14 protein-coding genes are annotated in these 18,394 nt (G+C 62.8%); 7 read left to right on the plus strand and 7 right to left on the minus strand.

Annotated features, from left to right (window positions below; translation table 11 throughout):
• Window positions 1-35 precede the first annotated feature (35 nt).
• Together ABDW57_RS07295 and ABDW57_RS07300 are read left to right on the plus strand one after the other, a co-directional pair.
• The gene (locus ABDW57_RS07295; protein ID WP_343729540.1) at window positions 36-1,169 is read left to right on the plus strand and encodes a GGDEF domain-containing protein; all 1,134 of its coding nucleotides are present in this window, start codon (window positions 36-38) and stop codon (window positions 1,167-1,169) included.
• A gap of 108 nt (window positions 1,170-1,277) precedes the next feature.
• Window positions 1,278-3,008 (plus strand): methyl-accepting chemotaxis protein, encoded by a 1,731-nt coding sequence (locus ABDW57_RS07300; protein WP_343729541.1) that lies wholly within the window; start codon window positions 1,278-1,280, stop codon window positions 3,006-3,008.
• 73 nt (window positions 3,009-3,081) lie between these two features.
• On the opposite strand, the gene ABDW57_RS07305 is transcribed toward ABDW57_RS07300, so the two are convergent.
• Complete coding sequence (locus ABDW57_RS07305; RefSeq protein ID WP_343729542.1) at window positions 3,082-4,311, minus strand: lipase family protein; 1,230 nt, start codon at window positions 4,309-4,311, stop codon at window positions 3,082-3,084.
• 115 nt (window positions 4,312-4,426) lie between these two features.
• Here ABDW57_RS07305 and ABDW57_RS07310 point away from each other — a divergent pair, with 115 nt between their 5' ends.
• Entirely contained in the window at window positions 4,427-5,446 is a 1,020-nt protein-coding gene (locus tag ABDW57_RS07310; protein ID WP_343729543.1) for a helix-turn-helix transcriptional regulator, read from the plus strand.
• A gap of 63 nt (window positions 5,447-5,509) precedes the next feature.
• On the plus strand, window positions 5,510-6,232 hold the full coding sequence (locus ABDW57_RS07315; protein WP_343729544.1) for a hypothetical protein: 723 nt from the start codon (window positions 5,510-5,512) through the stop codon (window positions 6,230-6,232).
• Here the strand turns inward: ABDW57_RS07315 and ABDW57_RS07320 are convergent, their stop codons facing one another.
• Window positions 6,233-7,150 (minus strand): lipase secretion chaperone, encoded by a 918-nt coding sequence (locus ABDW57_RS07320; RefSeq protein ID WP_343729545.1) that lies wholly within the window; start codon window positions 7,148-7,150, stop codon window positions 6,233-6,235.
• Complete coding sequence (locus tag ABDW57_RS07325) at window positions 7,150-8,064, minus strand: triacylglycerol lipase (RefSeq protein ID WP_343729546.1); 915 nt, start codon at window positions 8,062-8,064, stop codon at window positions 7,150-7,152. Before ABDW57_RS07325 ends, ABDW57_RS07320 begins: the two co-directional genes overlap by 1 nt.
• Window positions 8,065-8,222: 158 nt before the next feature.
• Here ABDW57_RS07325 and ABDW57_RS07330 point away from each other — a divergent pair, with 158 nt between their 5' ends.
• Entirely contained in the window at window positions 8,223-8,903 is a 681-nt protein-coding gene (locus ABDW57_RS07330; RefSeq protein ID WP_343729547.1) for a helix-turn-helix domain-containing protein, read from the plus strand.
• Between the two features lie 7 nt (window positions 8,904-8,910).
• Here ABDW57_RS07330 and ABDW57_RS07335 read toward each other — a convergent pair whose 3' ends face one another.
• Window positions 8,911-11,259, minus strand: coding sequence for a PBP1A family penicillin-binding protein (locus ABDW57_RS07335; RefSeq protein ID WP_343729576.1), 2,349 nt, complete (start codon window positions 11,257-11,259; stop codon window positions 8,911-8,913).
• A 150-nt stretch (window positions 11,260-11,409) separates the two neighbouring features.
• Here ABDW57_RS07335 and glpD point away from each other — a divergent pair, with 150 nt between their 5' ends.
• Window positions 11,410-12,945, plus strand: coding sequence for a glycerol-3-phosphate dehydrogenase (glpD, locus tag ABDW57_RS07340; protein WP_343729548.1), 1,536 nt, complete (start codon window positions 11,410-11,412; stop codon window positions 12,943-12,945).
• A 29-nt stretch (window positions 12,946-12,974) separates the two neighbouring features.
• Here the strand turns inward: glpD and ABDW57_RS07345 are convergent, their stop codons facing one another.
• Entirely contained in the window at window positions 12,975-14,480 is a 1,506-nt protein-coding gene (locus ABDW57_RS07345; protein WP_343729549.1) for an oligopeptide:H+ symporter, read from the minus strand.
• A 217-nt stretch (window positions 14,481-14,697) separates the two neighbouring features.
• Here ABDW57_RS07345 and ppnN point away from each other — a divergent pair, with 217 nt between their 5' ends.
• Complete coding sequence (ppnN, locus tag ABDW57_RS07350; protein WP_343729550.1) at window positions 14,698-16,068, plus strand: nucleotide 5'-monophosphate nucleosidase PpnN; 1,371 nt, start codon at window positions 14,698-14,700, stop codon at window positions 16,066-16,068.
• A 98-nt stretch (window positions 16,069-16,166) separates the two neighbouring features.
• Here the strand turns inward: ppnN and lysS are convergent, their stop codons facing one another.
• Window positions 16,167-17,696: a lysine--tRNA ligase gene (gene lysS, locus ABDW57_RS07355; protein ID WP_343729551.1), complete on the minus strand. Its 1,530-nt coding sequence runs from the start codon at window positions 17,694-17,696 to the stop codon at window positions 16,167-16,169.
• 27 nt (window positions 17,697-17,723) lie between these two features.
• Window positions 17,724-18,392 (minus strand): HAD family phosphatase, encoded by a 669-nt coding sequence (locus ABDW57_RS07360; RefSeq protein ID WP_343729552.1) that lies wholly within the window; start codon window positions 18,390-18,392, stop codon window positions 17,724-17,726.
• Window positions 18,393-18,394 lie beyond the last annotated feature (2 nt).

An 18,394-nucleotide genomic window follows, 5' to 3' on the forward strand; every position in this document is an offset into this window, starting at 1 on the left:
CGCTACATTGATAGCTCCTCAAGATGGATGCTGGCGTGCTGAATCTCGATACACTTTTACTGGTCCAAATTTGCGTAACGCTGCTGACCACGGCGTTGCTGGTGGCTTCGGCCTGCTATACCGACAGTCCTCCGGAGCAACGCTGGTGGGCGGCCGGCAATGTGGCAGTGTCGGCGGGCATGGCGATGTGCAATATGGACGGATTGCCGCTGGTGGTTTCCGCCATCCTCGGCTACGGCGTGATCGCGTTCGGCCTCGGGCTGGTGCTGCGCGGCCTGCGCGTGTACTGTGCCAGCACGCTGTCATGGACCAGCATTGCCATCATGACCGGCATCGCGCTGGTGATCGCGGCGTATTACACGCTGGTGGCGCCGAGCCTGCGCGCACGCCTGTGCTTCAGCGGCTTCTACTTTGCGCTGCTCAACTGGATTTGCGCGATAGCGATTGCGCGTCGTGGCAGCTGGCGCGTGTCCGGCATCGCGGTGGCCGGCTTTGTGCTGCTCGGTTTTGCCCTGTTCCTGCGCGGCGTCCACATGCTGACCCAGGGCGATACGGCCGATGGCGCCAATTCGCTGGTGATCCATCTGAGCGCGCTGGTGGTGCCGCTGGCGCAGATCTGCATCGCTTTCGGCCTGATCCTGATGGTGATGTGGCGCTATGCCGAGCGCCTGCGCCGCTTGTCCACGCTGGACGCGCTGACCGGCGCCCTCAACCGATCCGGACTGGAGATGCAGGGCAAGCGCACTGGCTTGCGCGCCCAGCGCGGCGGCCGCAGCCTGGCGGTGATCATGATCGACGTCGACTACTTCAAGGTCATTAACGATACCTACGGCCACCCGGTGGGGGACGAGGTGCTGCGCCACCTGGCGCGGCTGGTGCGCCTGGAGCTGCGTCCGCTTGACCTGCTGGCGCGCTTTGGCGGCGAGGAGTTCGTGCTGGTGCTGGACGGCGTCGACCGCGAGGCCGCGCTCAAGGTGGCCGAACGGCTGCGCGCGCGCATCGAGTACGAGGTGGTGGAGCTGGACAAGCTGTCCGTGCGCTACACCGCCAGCATGGGCGTGGTCTGCTCGGACCAGCATGACTATGACCTGATCCGCCTGATCTCGGCCGGCGACGCCGCCATGTATGAGGCCAAGCGTGCCGGCCGCAACCGCGTGGCGGCTGGCTGACACTGTGCGGCTCGCGCCACAGCCTTCAAGAATCTGATTGACGCCCTCATCGCCCGCGCCGCATATTAGTTGGAAATAAGAACTAATAATCCACTACCGGAGTGAGAAATGTTCAAGAATCTGCTGATCAAGTGGAAGCTGGCGACGCTGGTCGCCATCATGATGGTGGCTTTGCTGGTGGTAGGCGCGGCCGGTTATCGCGGCATCGCCAAGGTGGGCGGTGCGGTCAACGAGATCGGCGTGGTGCGCCTGCCGTCGATTCAGGGCTTGCTGGTGATGAGCGAAGGCCAGACCGCGGTGGCGGCGGCCACCATGTATGCCGGCACGTATTCACATGATTATCAGGCGCAGGCCAGGTTTGCGGAAGCGATCGAGATGCGCAACAAGGCCTGGGCCAACATCGAGCGCGGCTGGAAGCGCTATGAACCGCTGCCGCAGACGCCGGAAGAAGCCGTCTTGTGGAAGCAGTTTACCGGCGAATGGGATGCGTGGAAAGCGCTGGACAGCAAGCTGGGCGCTACCATCGCCGCGCTGGCGGCCAATAACGATGAACAGAAGCAGATGGATTTGTTCACCGAGTTTTACCAGCACTACAACCAGTCACGCCCGCTGTTTCAGAAGGCCGAGGCGACGCTGCTGAAGATCGAAAAACTGAACGAGCAGATTTCCGAAGCCAGCGTACACGATGGCCAGGAAGCGGTCAGCAGCGCCGAATGGGCCATGGTGACGGCGGCGCTGATTGCGGCGCTGGTGGCGATAGGCTGCGCGGCCTATATCACGGCCGCCATTACCCACCCAATCAACAAGGCGGTCAGCGTGGCGCAGACTGTGGCCTCGGGCGATCTGACCAGCCACATCGAGGTGCACACCCGCGAGGAAACCGGCCAATTGCTGGGGGCGCTCAAAGACATGAACGATAGCCTGATCCGCATTGTCGGCCAGGTGCGCAGCGGTACGGACACCATCGCCACGGCGTCGCAGCAGATCGCCAGCGGCAATCTGGACTTGTCGCAGCGTACCGAGGAGCAGGCCAGCTCGCTGGAAGAGACGGCATCCTCGATGGAAGAGCTGACCAGCACCGTGCGCCAGAATGCCGACAATGCGCGCCAGGCCAATACTCTGGCGGCGTCCGCTTCCAGCGTGGCGCAGCGCGGCGGCGACGTGGTGGCGCGGGTGGTGCAAACCATGGATTCCATCAATGCCTCGTCGGCCAAAATCGTGGACATCATTTCGGTCATCGATGGCATCGCTTTCCAGACCAACATCCTGGCGCTGAATGCGGCGGTGGAAGCGGCCCGTGCCGGCGAACAAGGGCGCGGCTTTGCCGTGGTGGCCGGCGAAGTGCGCACCCTGGCGCAGCGCTCGGCAGCGGCGGCCAAGGAAATCAAGGAACTGATCGGTGATTCGGTGGAAAAAGTTGGCGCCGGCAGCAAGCTGGTGGAGGAAGCCGGCAGCACCATGGGCGAGATCGTCAGCAGCGTGGCACGCGTGACCGACATCATGGGCGAGATCAGCATGGCCACGCAGGAGCAAAGCACCGGCATCGACCAGATCAATATGGCGGTGGGCCAGATGGACACGGTGACGCAGCAGAATGCGGCATTGGTGGAACAGGCTGCCGCGGCGGCAGCTTCGCTGCAGGAGCAGGCGGCGGGGCTGGCCCAGGTGGTGAGCGTGTTCCGCATGGAGCAGTCGGCGCTGCCGCGCGCGCAGCCGATGGCGGTGCGCAGGACGGCCACCGTGCCGGCCGTGGCAGCGGCCGCACCACGCCCGGCCCTGAAGCCGGCTGCCCCCAGGCAAATGGCGGCCGCCACGGGCGACGACTGGGAAGAGTTCTAAGCCCGTCGTTCCGGCGCAGGCCGGAAGCCATGCTGAGCGTGCCTGGCCACCGGCGCTTCGCCGGACCGCGTGGCTAACTGCCGCAATTGCTGCTGGCCGCTTGCCCCTTGAACCGGCTCTCCACCCAATCCGGCAGCAGCCTGGCCGCTGCCGCCACCACGGCAATGTGATCCAGTCCGGCGAACTCCTGGTAGTTCACCGCCGAACCGGCGCTGCACAGGGCCACGCGTTCGCGCCTGGTCAGTGGCGGTGGCGTGGTGGTATCGGCCGAGCCCTGATAAATCATGAACGGCATGCTGCCCTTGGGCGCGAAGTTATCGACCGCCGTCATCGCCTCCCACCACTTTGAACCGCTCGCCAGCGCCCCTGGCACATAAGCATCCTTGACGCCGGCCGCCGTGTTCCACACGTCAAAGCAGCCGCTGGCCAGCACCGGCAACTGTTCCATCGCGTCCGCGGTCAGGAAGTCGCGGTACTTCAGGTCCGGAAAGTAAGCCTGGATGCCGGGCAGGGTAGAGATCACGTAGCCGGCGTTTTCCGCGCTGGTCATGGAATTCAGCGTCAGGTCCTTGATGCGCACGGCCGGGGCGATCAGCGCCGCGCCGAGGCCGGTGAATTCCGGCGCGTAGCTGGCAGCGATGTTTTCGCTCCACATGGTGGTTTGCCCGCCTTGCGACCAGCCGTACATCACATAGCGCTTCGATGGATTGGCGTCAGTGAATTTCTGCGCCACGCGCAGCATGTCGAGTGATGCGCGGGCGTTTGGCTGGCCGGCCATATAGTAGGCCGGTCCAGGCAGGCCGAGGCCGGGATAATCGCTCATCACCACGATGTAGCCTTTGGCCAGCAGGGCCGGCATGGCGGGCACGCGGTCATTGCCTTGCTCGACGGTGTTGCGGCGCGACGGCGCGCAGGCATCGGCCAGGCCGGCGGTCTCGTGGTTCCACAGTACCACGTCGCGCTGGCCGCTGGCGGCCGTGGTCGGCACGTAGATTTCGCCGGAGACGTAGGCCAGTTTGCCTGGCTGGATTTCGGAGACGTAGATCACGCTCCAACCCTTGCTGCCGCTGGGCGCGTCGGTGCGCGGCTGGACCTGATAGATGTCGCCGGGCTGGGCGGTGGCCGGCGGGGGGACGGTGATGTCCCAGAAATCGGTGCCGATGCTGACTTCCTTGTAGGGCGGGACGGTGGCCGCGACCGCGATGCCGGCGCCGTCGCCGCAACCACTGAGCAGGGCCGCGCCGGACAGGGCGAGGCCGCAGGCCAATGCCAGCGCCTGCAGCTTGTTGCTGATTGTTTTCATGCTTGTCTCCGTTATGATTATGGATGATAAATATCAGGTTGCCTGATATGATTTATCTTACTGTCTGCAAGGCCGCGAACGGCCCTCCTCAAATGCAGGGTATGGAGAAAGCGCGATGGAACATGACTATCCGTGGATCAAGGGCGTCGGCAGCGTGGCGGAGTTGCCGGCCTCGTTTTACCAATCGTTCAGCAGCGGCGTGCTGGAAATGGGCGGCTTGATGCGGCATGCCGAGCCCCAGGTATTTTTGCGAGAAACCTTGCTGATACTGCGCCGCTTCATCGGCTTTGATTCGGCGTGGTGGGGGCAGGTGAGTCCGGGCGGGCCGGGCGTGGGGCCGCGTAATCTGCTGCACGCCAGCATGGGCCTGAGCACGACTTTTGCGCAGGAGTGGAATGGGGTGATCGCGGCCAGTGATTGTTTTGCGCAGGATTCGATTGCGTCGCTGGGCACTGTGCTGCGCGCCAGCGGCGATTGCGAGGACGGCGAATCGGAAGAGATGCTGGCGTTTGTCAAGCGGCATGGCTTGCACACCATCATGGCGATTACGTTTGAATTGCCGGGCAGCGGGCTGTTGTTCTTTGTCTGCCTGTACCGCAATTGCCCGCACGCGGCGTTCAATGATGTGGAGAGCATGCTGTTTCTGGAGTTCACCCAGCACATGCTGCAAAGCTGGAAGCACCGGCTGGCCGATTGGCAGGCGGCATTTGGGGCGTCGTCGCTGGATGGGCTGGCGGTGGCGGATGCGCAGGGGCAGTTGTACTACCTGGGCCGGCGCATTGGCGACGCGCTGGCGCGCGATTGCGATGACTGGCAGGGCACGACGTTGCCGCGGTCGGTGACGGCGGCGTTTGCGCATTTGCCTTGCAGCGTGACGTTGGGCGGGGCCAAGCTGGTGCTGGCGCCGGCCGACAGCCTGGTGGCGATTACGCTGGCCGGTGCGGGGCAGCGCGCGCAGCTGACGCCACGCGAGCTGAGCGCGGCACTGTTGTATGCGCGAGGGCAATCGTACAAGGAGATTGCGCGCGAGATGGGCTTGACGCCGTCGACAGTGCGGACGTACTTGCGCGATGTCTACTCCAGCCTTGGCGTCTCCAACAAAATCGAGCTTGCCGCCGCGCTGGCGCACGCTTGATCTGCCTCAAACGTGGTGTGGCGCGTAGTGCTAGCGTGGTAGCTCATCGACAGGAGGGCGATCATGCACGGCGCCAATGAAAACCCGCAGGTTGAGGATTCCGGCAGAAGTTCTTATGATGTGCGTATTGCTGCACTGGAGACAGACGTGGCCGTCATACGCAACAGCTTCGCCACCAAGGACGACATCGCGGCGCTGCGTGCTGAGATGAACGCCGGTTTTGAGCGCCTTTTTGCGCTCATCTATGAGTTCAAGCTTGAGGTTCAGACGAACTTATCCGAGCATCGGGAGGAGTTTCGAACGCAGCTTGCGACGCATCGATACGATTTTAAGGTCGGGCTGGACGAACAGCGGGAGAATTTTAGTGCTGGTTTGTTCAGTCAACGAGAGGAGTTCAGGGCCGGCTTGTCCAAACAGCGCGAGGAATTTAATGCTGCCTTGTCCAAACAGCGCGAAGAATTTAATGCTGCTCTGTCTAAACACAGCGAGGCCTTTAATGCTGCCTTGTCCAAACAGCGCGAAGAACTTAATGCTGCTCTGTCTAAACACAGCGAGGCCTTTAATGCTGCTTTGTCCAAACAGCGAGAGGATTTCCATGCCGCGTTGTCCAAGCAGCACGAAGAATTTAATATGGCATTGTCCAGGCAGCGGGAAGATTTTCACACTGCGTTGCAAGAGACGAGAATGGATTTGCATCGGGCGTTGATGGGGCATGTCTGGAAGCTGTATGGCTTCGCTTCGCTGTTGCTGGGTGGCGTGTATTACATTGCCCGCTATGTGCATTGATTATTCATAGGCCGGCAGGCGTTTTTGTTCGTCGGTGCTGAAGATGCCGTCGCGCAGTTGCTGGACCGCGGCAGCAGGGGCAGCATTTTGCAAGAGTTCACGGCGCTGGGCTTGGTAGGTCGCGATGCGGCGCTGCCAGTCGGCCTCCTCGCGGTCGACGTCGGCCAGGCGTGCGGCGGCGGCCGGGGACAGGGCGGCCGAGCGCAGGCGGTAGACTTCATTGTCGTCGGCACCGCCGGCGCGGGCCGCGGTCACTGCTTCTTCCAGGCGCAGCACGCGCGTGGGCGCATCTTTTTCTTCGCGGGCTTTTGGCGGCAGGGCGGCGTCCAGTGCAGACAGTTTCTGCTTGCGCTGCGCTTCATTCAGGCTGGCGTCGCTGTTGATTTCCAGCCGCGCGATGGCATCGAGGTCATAGGCATCCGATGCGCCAAACAGACCAGTGATTTCCTCATTGCTGAAATACGCGCCGCGCAGTTGCTGCATCGCTGCCAGCCGCTGACGGGCGCGCAGCAGCGGATCGGTTTGCGGCGGCAGGCCGCGTTCCACCTCCACCAAGGCGCGCTTGTAGGCCAGCCACGCATCCAGCAGGCGCGTGGCCTCGGCCGCCGGCGCTGGGGGCAGGCGCCGCCTCAGCTCGCGAATGATCTCGGCGCGTATCGCTTCCAGCGGGCGTTCACCGAGACCGGCCAGATAGTAATCGAACAGGTATGCCAGTTCCGCGTTCACTTCCAGGCGTCCACCACTGGCGCGCGCCGCGCCGTCCGGACGGGTGCCGGCCATCGACGGTACGAAAGCGAAGTAATCCGGCTCGGCGCGCTGCACGGCGACTGCGGCCGCCGGCGCTTCCTGCCGCAACAGCAGATAAGCGCCGCCCCCTGCAAGCGCGGCCAGCAAGACGACGCGCAACGCGGTCCGCATCAAAGCCCCAGACCCTGCAGACGATTGGCCTGCTGACGGTAGATGGTCACCGGATTGGTCTCGAACAGATTGCTGATGCCGATCAGCTGATTCACTTCGTCCAGATGGTTGAGCGCATAGTCATCACGAATCACGCGGCCCAGATGGCTGGAGCAGCTGCTGACCAGACCATCGTTTTTGGCGCCGTTGAAGGCCAGCGCCGTCAGCGCCAGCACCGGATCGCTGGCATCCAGCACATTGGTATAGGGCTGCGCACCGCTCCACGAGAAGTAATGCACACCGTTCACCTGATAGTCGCCCTCGCCACAAGCGGACGTGGGCACGCCCTGCGGATGACGGCTGTTGAACGCCAGCGTCCCGGCGGTGCTTAGTGAGGTCGCCGCCGCACGCGCATTCTGCGGCAAGGCCGGGCTTCCGGACAGGAAGCTGATAAGACCCGAGACCGCGTTCGCCACGCTATACGTCACATCCGGCACCGCGCCGATCAGCACATCGGCCACGCGCGATCCCTTGTTAACGCCACCCACGCTGGTCACCGACGCCACCAGATCCGGCCGCACCGACGCCACATAACGCGAGGTCGGACCGCCATGGCTGTGCCCCACCAGATTCACCTTGGCCGCGCCGGTCGCAGCCAGGATCTGCCTGACCTGCAACAGCAACTGCTCGCCGCGCACTTCGGTGCTGTTGGCGGCCGACACCGACGTCACATACACATCGGCGCCGCCGCTGCGCAGCGCCGAAGCGATGCCGTAGAAGTAATCCACCGGTCCCACGCTGTCAAAGCCGAACAGCCCGTGCACCAGTACGATGGGATATCTGGTCTGCGTGTAGCCGGCCGCCCACGACGGCGCCGGCAGGGCCGCCAGCAGGGCAAGGCATAACGTCAGGCTGTTCCAGAAGCGTTGTTTCATGGCGGTCTCCGAGGGTTATGTTGTGTTGCCCAATGTAGCATCGGCGGCCCGGCCTTGCAGTCCGCCCGCTTGGCCCTACGAGCCAATCTGCGTGCCTGACGAGCGCGCGCAGGCACCTGCGCTATAATCTTCTCAAAAATATCACTACAGGGACAACCTTGCCGGCGCAATTCGACTTCCAACATTTCCAGGCCAGGACGCCGCTGGACGGCGTGAATATCTGGGCCTATCTGCTCGACCGCTATGCCGACCGCATCACGGTCAAGCGCCGCAAGCCGGCGCTGGAAAACCTTGAAAAAATCTTCAACGCCACCTTCAAGCTGGCGAATGACGTCGGCTTCCGCGCCATGAACCTGCGCGACTTGTGCGGTGAAACCGGCTTGTCGATGGGCGGTCTGTATGGCTACATCAGCAGCAAGGACCAACTGGCGGAAATGATCGAAGACGTGGTGCGCCACGCGACCCACGAAGTGCCCAGGATGTATGCCGACATCGGCGACCCGCTGGACCGGCTGGAAGCGCTGATCCGCGCTTCGATCTACGTCTCCGAGATCCTGCAGCCGTGGTTCTATTTCGTCTTTATGGATTCGCGCGTACTGCAGGCCGAGCAACGCGGCACCGCCAAGGAATCGGAGCTGCACGTGCAGGCGCTGTTTGCGGAGGTGATTGCGCAGGTGCCGAATCGGCCGCACGCCAGTGCGGATCTGATTGCGGCCCACATCATGGCGATGTTCCAGGACTGGTACGTCAAGCGCTGGAAGTACCGCGCGGCCGACATCGATCCCGACCGCTTTGCCGACAGCGCCGTGCGCATGATGCGCGGCTATCTGTCGGCATAAGACCCCATCAGCGGTTCGGACCAGCCGGCACCGGCTTGATGTTTTCCGCATTCGGCGCAGTTGCCGGGGCGGGAGCAGCGGCCGGCGCGGCGCCGGCAGGCACCGGCTCCACGTTCTCGGCACCGGCCGGTTCTTCTTCCATGTCCAGCGACTTGCGCGCGGCGTCGCCGGTGAATTCATCGTACAGCCACTCGCCGCTGACTTGCGTCAGGCCGGTCGGCACCGGACGCTCTTGCGGCGGACGGCTTTGCATGGCGACCCGCATATAATCGATCCAGATCGGCAGCGCCACGGTGGCGCCGAACTCCTTGCCGCCCAGCGACTTGGAATCGTCGTAGCCCATCCACGATACCGCCACGATGCCGCCGCCGTAGCCGGCGAACCAGCCGTCGACCGCATCGCTGGAGGTGCCGGTCTTGCCCGCCAAATCAGGGCGGCCGAGGCGCGCCACCGCACCGCCGGTACCGCTGCGCGTCACTTCGCGCATCATCGAATCCATGACATAAGCGTTGCGTGGATCGAGCACGCGCGCCTCGTCCGGCAGCGTGGTGCGCGGTTTGGTTTCCTGAATCACCTTGCCATCGCCGTCGACGATCTTGGCGATCAGGTAAGGCTCGACAGTGTAACCGCCGTTGGCAAACACCGAGTAGGCGCCGGCCAGCTGCGCCGGCGTCACCGAGCCGGTCCCCAGCGCCATGGTCAGGTTCTTCGGATGCTTGGCCAGGTCGAAGCCAAACTTGCCAAGGTAGCTGTGCGCATAGGGCACGCCGATGGCGCGCAGGATGCGCACCGACACCACGTTCTTGGACTTGGATAGCGCGGTGCGCATGCTGATCGGGCCGTCGAACACGCCATCGTCATTGCGTGGCGACCAGGTTTCGTTGCCGGTTTCGGCGCCGGTCAGGGTAAGCGGCGAGTCGTTCAGGATGGTCAGCGGCGAGAAGCCACGCTCCAGCGCCGCCGAATACACGAACGGCTTGAGCGAGGAACCGGGCTGGCGCCAGGCCTGCGTGACGTGATTGAACTTCTGCAGGTTGTAATCGAAGCCGCCCACCATGGCGTGGTAGGCGCCGGTCACCGCGTCCAGCGACACGAAGGCTGCCGCCACCTGCGGCACTTGCGTGATCGCCCAGGCGTTCTTATCGCCCTGCATGATGCGGATCACCGCGCCGGGACGCACGCGGACGGCGTCCTTGGCCTTCTCGCTCAGCGCATTGGCCACCAGTCTCAAGCCATCGCCGGTGATGGTGATTTCTTCGCCGGCCGGGTTCTGCACCTTGACCGCCTTCGGGCTGGCCTCCAGCACCACGGCCGGAATCAGGCCGTCGCTGCTTGGACGTTTTTGCAGCGCGTCCTCGATAGCGTCATCGCGTTCCTCGTCATTGGCCGGCAGCGTGATTACCGCTTCCGGGCCGCGATAGCCGTGGCGCTGGTCGTAGTTCATCACATTGCGGCGCATCGAATCGTAGGCGGCTTTCTGGTCGGCCTTCAGAATGGTGGTGTAAACGCTGATGCCCTTGGTGTACGAATCTTCCTTGAACTGCGCGTACACAACCTGGCGCGCCAGTTCGGCCACGTATTCGGCGTGCACGTCAAAGTCGACGCCCTTGCGGCTGATGTGCAGGGTTTCCTTCAGCGCTTTCTGATATTGCGCTTCGGTGATGTAATCAAGATCGCGCATGGAACGCAGCACGACTTGCTGGCGTTGTTTGGCGCGTTTCGGATTGACGGCCGGGTTGTGGCGCGCCGGATTTTGCGGCAGGCCGGCCAGCATCGCCATCTCGGCCACGTCCAGATCTTTCAGCGGCTTGCCGAAGTAGACTTGGGCCGCGGCGCCAAAGCCGAACGAGCGCTGGCCGAGGTAGATCTGGTTCATGTACAGTTCCAGGATCTGGTCCTTGCTCAGTGCAGCTTCGATTTTCAGCGCCAGCATCACTTCAGTCAGCTTGCGGCTGACGAATTTTTCGCGCGTCAGGTAGAAGTTGCGCGCCACCTGCATGGTGATGGTGGAGCCGCCCTGGCGGAACGCGCCGCCCAGGTTGGCGCGCACCGCGCCCAACGCGCGCACCCAGTCGATGCCGTTATGTTCGTAGAAGCGCTTGTCCTCGATCGCCAGCAGCGATTTTTTCATCAGCTCCGGCATATCCTTGATGGGGATGAAGTCGCGGTGTTCCTCACCGAATTCGCCAATCAGGGCATTGTCGGCGGTGTAGATGCGCAGCGGGATTTTCGGCCGATAGTCGGTTACTGCCTCCAGCGACGGCAGGTTCGGCGCCACGTACAGCAGCATGTAGGCCAGCAGCAGACCGCCGCCGATCAGGGCGGCCAGTCCGGCGGCAAGGGCGGCGCGTATCATATTGCGGCGGTTGATCCAGGTGGGGAGGGAGGTCGAGGTTGTCAAAACATCATCTCTCGGTTTCAGAAGTATGCGCGATTATAGAACAAGGCTATTGTTACTTGGCGTCACTTGTCGTAACGTACAGGTATACAGCTCCAAAGGGACCATATGGCGGAACCGCAGCACATACTGGATTGCGACGTCCTGATCGTCGGCGGCGGCATTAACGGCGCCGGTATCGCCCGCGATGCGGCGGGACGCGGGCTGTCGGTGGTGCTGTGCGAGAAGGATGATCTGGCCTCGCATACCTCGTCCGCCTCCACCAAGCTGATACATGGCGGCTTGCGTTATCTGGAGTATTATGAATTCAACCTGGTGCGCAAGGCGCTGATCGAGCGTGAAGTGCTGCTGCGCGCCGCGCCGCACATCATGTGGCCGCTGCGTTTCGTGATGCCGCATGCGCCGGGCCAGCGGCCGGCGTTGCTGATACGCGCGGGCCTGTTTTTATACGATATGCTGGCGCGGCGCGAGCTGCTGCCGGCGTCGGCCGGCATCAACCTGCGCAGTCACGCGGCGGGCAAGCCGCTGAAGCCCGAGTTCGAGCGCGGCTTTATTTATTCCGACGGCTGGGTGGATGATGCGCGGCTGGTGGTGCTGAACGCCATCGACGCTTGCGAGAAGGGCGCCACCATCCTGACCCAGGCCGTGTGCACGAAACTGGAACGCAAGACGGCTGACTGGGAAGCGACTTTGTTCAAGCCCAGTTGCGGGCATATCCGCGTCAATGCGCGTTATGTGGTGAATGCGGCCGGGCCGTGGACCGCCGATCTGCTGCATGGCGCCGTGCCACGCGCCGATGGCGGCCATCTGCGGCTGATCAAGGGCAGCCACATTGTGGTCAGGCGCATCTTCGAGCATGACAATGCCTACATCTTCCAGCATCCCGACGGGCGCATCGTGTTTGCGATTCCGTATGAGCGCGACTTCACGCTGATCGGCACCACTGACCTGGATTATCGCGGCGACCCCAATCAGGTCGCCATCAGCGAGGATGAAATTGCTTATTTGTGCCAGCTGGCCAGCCAGTACTTCGTCAAGCCGATCGTGCCGGCCGACGTGGTGTGGACCTATTCCGGCGTGCGGCCGCTGGTGGAGGATGGCGCCGACGCCAAGGCCGTCACGCGCGATTATCGGCTGGAGGTGGACAGCGACGGGCCGCCGATCTTGAGCGTCTTTGGCGGCAAGATCACCACCTTCCGCAAACTGGCGGAGGAGGCGGTCGACCATATCGCCAAAGCGCTGGACAACCGCCACGGTGGCTGGACCCACAACGCCTGCCTGCCGGGCGGCGACTTGTTCGGCGCCGAGCCGCAAAATAAATCGGTACTGGAATTCGACGCCTGGCGCCGCGCGCAGATTGCCCGCTACAGCGGCCTGCCATCGGCACTGGTGACACGCTACTGCCGCACCTACGGCACCCGCATCCACACGCTGCTGAGCGACCGCACCGACGTGGCCTCGATGGGCGAAGAAATCGTCGCCGGCCTGTATGCCACGGAAGTTGAATACCTGCGCCGCTATGAATGGGCGCGCAGCGCGCAGGACATCCTCTGGCGCCGCACCAAACTCGGGCTGCACCTGCCGTCCGGCAGCGCCGACACCCTCCAATCCTGGCTCAACGCCCACCCGCTGGCGATGAAATAAAAACGGCGCCAGAGGCGCCGTTTGCAGTTTTACTTCACTCCGTGCATCAACTTTTGGATCAATGGGGCGATCAGGAACAGGATCACGCCGCCGATGGTCAGGATCCAGAAGCCCTGGGTGTAGGCCGACAGCGCGGTCACCACCGACATGCCGCTCTCGCCACTGGCGTGCGAGGCGAAAATGCCCGACAGGTTGTTGCCGATACCGGTCGACAGGAACCAGCCGCCCATGCCCAGACCCACCAGTCGGGTCGGCGCCAGCTTGGTCACCATCGACAGGCCGATCGGCGACAGGCACAGTTCACCCACCGACTGAATCACGTACACCATGAACAGAGTCCAGAACGGAATCTTGCTGTCGGCGCCGACCAGCGAGGACAGCGAGAACCACAGCAGGCCGAAGGCGCCGGCGTTGAACAAAATGCCCAGGCCGAATTTGCGTGGGATCGACGGGTTGGCGTTGCGCTTGGCCAGCCACACCCAGGCCGCCGCCACGATCGGCGCGCAGACGATGATGGCGATCGAGTTCACGGTCTGGAACCAGGCGGTCGGGAAGGTCCAGCCGCCGAAGTCGCGGCGCACGATGTTATCGGCCAGGAAGGTGAACGAGCTGCCCGCCTGTTCGAAGAACATCCAGAACATGATGTTGAAGGTGAAGATCACCATCATGGCGATCACCTTGTCGCGCGCCACGGCGCCGTTGCGGAAGCCTTCCACCAGCAGCATCGCGGCCAGGATCAGGAACAGCACGGTCAGCACCAGTTGCAGCGAGTTGGCGCCCACGGCCAGCAGCGCGTAGGCCACCGGGATCACGGCCAGGCAGCCGACCACCACGTAGGCGACGCGGGCCATGCCGCTGGTTTCCCCGGTCGGCGCGCCGATGCCTTTGAGCTGGGCGCGGCCGATGTAGAACCAGACCAGGCTGATCAGCATGCCGACGCCGGCGGCCATGAACACCACTTTGTACGATGGCATGCCGTCCACGCCGAAGACTTGCTCGGCCAGCACCTGGGTCAGCACCGGGGCGATCAGGGCGCCGGTGTTGATGCCCATGTAGAAGATGGTGAAGCCGGAATCGCGGCGCGGGTCGGCCACGGCGTACAGCTTGCCGACCATGGTCGAGATATTCGGTTTGAACAGGCCGTTGCCGACAATGATGGTGGCCAGGCCGAATTTGAAGATGGTGTCGTTGGGGACGGCGATGGCGAACAAGCCGATGGCCATGAACACGGCGCCGACCAGGATCGAACGCTGATAACCCAGCACGCGGTCGGCAACATAGCCGCCAAACAGGGCAGCGGCATACACCAGGGCCAGATAAGAGCCGTAAAGGGCGCTGGCGGTTTGCTGGCCGGCCGGATCGCCGCCGAAGAACTGGGCGACGATGTAGAGCACCAAGGCCCAACGAATGCCGTAGAACGCAAAGCGCTCCCAGAACTCGGTCATGAACAACATCCACAGCGGGGCCGGGTGCCCCATGATCTGCTTAAATTCCGGAATTGCGGCTTCCGTAGGTTGGGTGGTCGCACCGCTCATGCGGTTTCTCCTGTATTGATGGTCAATCGGGACTGACTTCCCTTGTGGGGCAGCCAAATTGGGCGCCATTTTAATCTACAAATCGCTTCTGACGCACTTTTTGATAGCCCCCCTGCAAAGTTGTGTCATTTGTGTTAATAATTCCAGCGCACAAAACTGCCACTTGTCGTATATTGGTGGCGCAGGACACATGGAAACTGAATAGGACTTATGCATCATGGAACATGACGTTGTCGATACCCAGATTTCGCCCGAAGGTCAGTTGGAGATTCTTTCGAAGGCGGAAGTGAACAAGCTGCTCGATACTAGCCAGGGCGGCCTTTATAACGTCTTCCGCAAATGCGCACTGGCCGTGCTCAATTGCGGCAGCACTATCGACGATGGAAAGGAACTGCTGGACCGCTACAAATCATTCGACATCAGCATCGTGCAGCGCGAGCGCGGCATCAAGCTCGATATCAAGGGTGCGCCGGCCATCGCTTTCGTGGATGGCAAAATGATCAAAGGTATCCACGAGCACCTGTTTGCGGTGCTGCGCGATATCATCTTCGTCAGCAACGAGGTGACCGACAATCCCAAGTTCGACCTGAATAAAACCGAAGGCATCACCGACGCCGTGTTCCACATCCTGCGCAACGCGGGCGTGCTGAAGCCGATGCTCAATCCGAACCTGGTGGTGTGCTGGGGCGGCCACTCGATCAACCGCGAGGAGTACAACTACTCCAAGAAAGTGGGCTACGAAATGGGCCTGCGCGACCTCGATATCTGCACCGGCTGCGGCCCGGGCGCGATGAAAGGCCCGATGAAGGGCGCCACCATCGGCCATGCCAAGCAGCGCATGCATCGCGGCCGCTATCTGGGGATCACGGAGCCGGGCATCATCGCGGCGGAGTCGCCGAACCCCATCGTCAATGAGCTGGTCATCATGCCGGACATTGAAAAGCGCCTGGAAGCGTTTGTGCGCACGGGGCACGGCATCGTGGTGTTCCCGGGCGGCGCTGGCACGGCGGAGGAGATCCTGTACATCCTCGGCATCCTGCTGCATCCGGACAATGCCGAGATTCCGTTCCCGCTGGTGTTCACCGGCCCGGAAACGGCACGCGAGTACTTCGTGCAGATCAACCAGTTCATTCACGATACGCTGGGGCCTGAAGCGCAAAGCCGCTACAAGATCATCATCGACGACCCGGAACTGGTGGCGCGCGAGATGCAGGCCGGGATCAAGGCGGTGCGCGAGTTCCGCAAGTCGCGCAGCGATGCGTACTACTACAACTGGGGCCTGAAGATCGACACCGAGTTCCAGCGCCCGTTCCCTCCAACGCATGAGAACATGCGCAACCTCAGCCTGCACAAGAACCAGCCGGTGCATCTGCTGGCGGCACATCTGCGCCGCGCCTTCTCGGGCGTGGTGGCGGGGAACGTGAAGGAAGAGGGTATTCGCGCCATCGAGAAGTACGGCCACTTTGAAATCCACGGCGACAAGGAAATCATGGGGCCGATGGACGCGCTGCTGGCATCGTTCGTGGCGCAGCACCGCATGAAGCTGGCCGGCAAGCCGTACACGCCGTGCTACCGCGTGATTCAGTGACCCGTCATTCCGGCGCAAGCCGGAATCCATAGGGCGCTTGCGCCGACGCGGCGCAAGCGTTCCATGGGTTTCCGCTTGCGCGGGAACGACGGTAATGATTAGTCTTCGCGGCGCAGGTGCGGGAACAGCAGCACGTCGCGGATGTTAGGCGAGTCGGTCAGCAGCATCATCAGGCGGTCGATGCCGATGCCGCAGCCGCCGGCTGGCGGCATGCCGTATTCCAGCGCGCGGATATAGTCGGCGTCGTAGAACATCGCCTCCTCATCGCCGGCATCCTTGGCTTCCACCTGCGCCAGGAAGCGCGCCGACTGGTCTTCCGCATCGTTCAGCTCCGAGAAGCCGTTGGCGATTTCGCGGCCGACCATGAACAGCTCGAAGCGCTCGGTGATGCCTTCGCGGGTGTCCGAGGCGCGTGCCAGCGGCGACACTTCGACCGGGTAGTCGATGATGAAGGTCGGTTCCCACAGCTGCGCTTCGGCGGTTTCTTCAAACAGCGACAGTTGCAGCGCGCCCAGGCCGGCGGTGGCGAATGGCTTCACGCCGAACTTCAACAGTTCCGCCTTGATGAATTCCGCGTCGTTCAGCTGCGCGTCGGTGTAATGCGGCGCGAACTTGTTGATGGCGCCGACGATGGTCAGGCGATGGAACGGCTTGGACAGGTCCAGCTCACGGCCGCCGTAGGTCAGCACTGCGGTGCCTTTGGCGTCGATTGCAGCCTGGCGGATCACCGACTCGGTGAAGTTCATGATCCACTCGTAATCGGTATAGGCCGCGTAGAACTCCATCATGGTGAATTCCGGATTGTGACGGACCGACACGCCTTCGTTACGGAAGTTGCGGTTGATCTCGAACACGCGGTCAAAGCCACCGACCACCAGGCGCTTCAGGTACAGCTCAGGCGCGATACGCAGGAACATCTGCATGTCCAGCGCGTTGTGGTGAGTGATGAACGGCTTGGCCGCGGCGCCGCCCGGAATCGGGTGCAGCATCGGGGTTTCCACTTCCATGAAGTCGTGCTTTTCCATGAAGCGGCGGATCGACGACATGGCGGCGGTACGGGCCTTGAAGGTGCGGCGCGTCTCTTCGTTCATGATCAGGTCCACGTAGCGCTGGCGGTACTTGGTTTCCTGGTCGGCCAGGCCGTGGAACTTGTCCGGAAGTGGGCGCAGCGACTTGGTGATCAGACGCAGTTCGGTGACCTTGATGGTCAGTTCATCGGTCTTGGTCTTGAACAGGGTGCCGACCACGCCCAGGATGTCGCCCAGGTCGTAGTGGTGCAGGGCGGCCATGGCGGCTTCGCCGGTCAGGTCCAGCGTGGCGTAGATCTGGATGCGGCCATCGGCGCGCGGGCCGGACGAATCCTGCAGCGTGGCGAAAGCGGCCTTCTTGCCGGCTTCGCGCTTGAGCATCATGCGGCCTGCCAGCTTGACGGTGACCGGGTTGGCTTCCAGATCTTCGCGCGACTTCTCGCCGTATTGTGCGTGCAGGTCGGCTGCCTTGTGCTCAGGTTTGAAGTCGTTCGGGAAGGCGACGCCTTGTTCGCGAATGGCTGCCAGCTTGGCACGGCGCTCGGCGATGATCTTGTTATCGTCTGGAGCGGCTGCTTGGTCTTGAAGATCCGTAGTCATGGTCTTTACTTTTGTTGAGGTGATGATTTAGTTGGTGGCGGAGGCGAACAGTTCGTCCACATCCAGCTCGCTGAAGTCGCGCACGACGGCGATGACGTTGTCGAATTCCTTGAACGCTTCAGCCGGTAAGGTGGTGGTCAGCACCACGGCGCGCATGCCAGCGCGGCGCGCCGCTTCCACGCCCAGCGGCGCGTCTTCAAACACGATGCTGTCGGCCGGCAGCGCGCCGGCGCGTTCGGCGGCCAGCAGGAACACGTCCGGATTCGGCTTGCCGCGCGCCACATCGGCGGCGCCGGCGATGGCGCTGAACTCCTTGCGCAGATCGAGGCCGTCCAGCGTGAAGTCGATGTTCTCGGTCGGCGCGGCGGTGGCCACGGCCAGCTTGACGCCGGCCGCCTTGGCGCGCGTGATGAAGTCGACGAAGCCGGTGGTCGGCGCCAGGTGCGGCGCATACATCTCGCGGTACAGTGCTTCCTTCTCGAAATCGAGCGCCGCGCTTTCTTCCTTGGTCAGCTGCCTGCCAAAGTAGGTGCTCATGATTTCATGGCCCTGGCGGCCGGCGGTGTTGCGGAAGAATTCATCCGCATCGACCACGTGGCCGCGGCGCTGGAAAAACTCCAGCCACGATTTCACGTGGAAGGACATATTGTCGACAATGGTCCCATCCATGTCGAAGATGAATGCACGCTGGGTCATGA

This window comes from Duganella sp. (assembly GCF_039595735.1).
Lineage (GTDB): Bacteria > Pseudomonadota > Gammaproteobacteria > Burkholderiales > Burkholderiaceae_D > Rugamonas.

Coding starts and splice junctions, on each gene's coding strand:
- ABDW57_RS07305 (WP_343729542.1), bottom strand. CDS start 4,311: ATGAAAACAATCAGCAACAAGCTGCAGGCGCTGGCATTGGCCTGCGGC.
- ABDW57_RS07310 (WP_343729543.1), top strand. CDS start 4,427: ATGGAACATGACTATCCGTGGATCAAGGGCGTCGGCAGCGTGGCGGAG.
- ABDW57_RS07360 (WP_343729552.1), bottom strand. CDS start 18,392: ATGACCCAGCGTGCATTCATCTTCGACATGGATGGGACCATTGTCGAC.
- ABDW57_RS07320 (WP_343729545.1), bottom strand. CDS start 7,150: ATGCGGACCGCGTTGCGCGTCGTCTTGCTGGCCGCGCTTGCAGGGGGC.
- ABDW57_RS07345 (WP_343729549.1), bottom strand. CDS start 14,480: ATGAGCGGTGCGACCACCCAACCTACGGAAGCCGCAATTCCGGAATTT.
- ABDW57_RS07325 (WP_343729546.1), bottom strand. CDS start 8,064: ATGAAACAACGCTTCTGGAACAGCCTGACGTTATGCCTTGCCCTGCTG.
- lysS (WP_343729551.1), bottom strand. CDS start 17,696: ATGACTACGGATCTTCAAGACCAAGCAGCCGCTCCAGACGATAACAAG.
- ABDW57_RS07335 (WP_343729576.1), bottom strand. CDS start 11,259: ATGATACGCGCCGCCCTTGCCGCCGGACTGGCCGCCCTGATCGGCGGC.
- ABDW57_RS07300 (WP_343729541.1), top strand. CDS start 1,278: ATGTTCAAGAATCTGCTGATCAAGTGGAAGCTGGCGACGCTGGTCGCC.
- ABDW57_RS07315 (WP_343729544.1), top strand. CDS start 5,510: ATGCACGGCGCCAATGAAAACCCGCAGGTTGAGGATTCCGGCAGAAGT.
- glpD (WP_343729548.1), top strand. CDS start 11,410: ATGGCGGAACCGCAGCACATACTGGATTGCGACGTCCTGATCGTCGGC.
- ppnN (WP_343729550.1), top strand. CDS start 14,698: ATGGAACATGACGTTGTCGATACCCAGATTTCGCCCGAAGGTCAGTTG.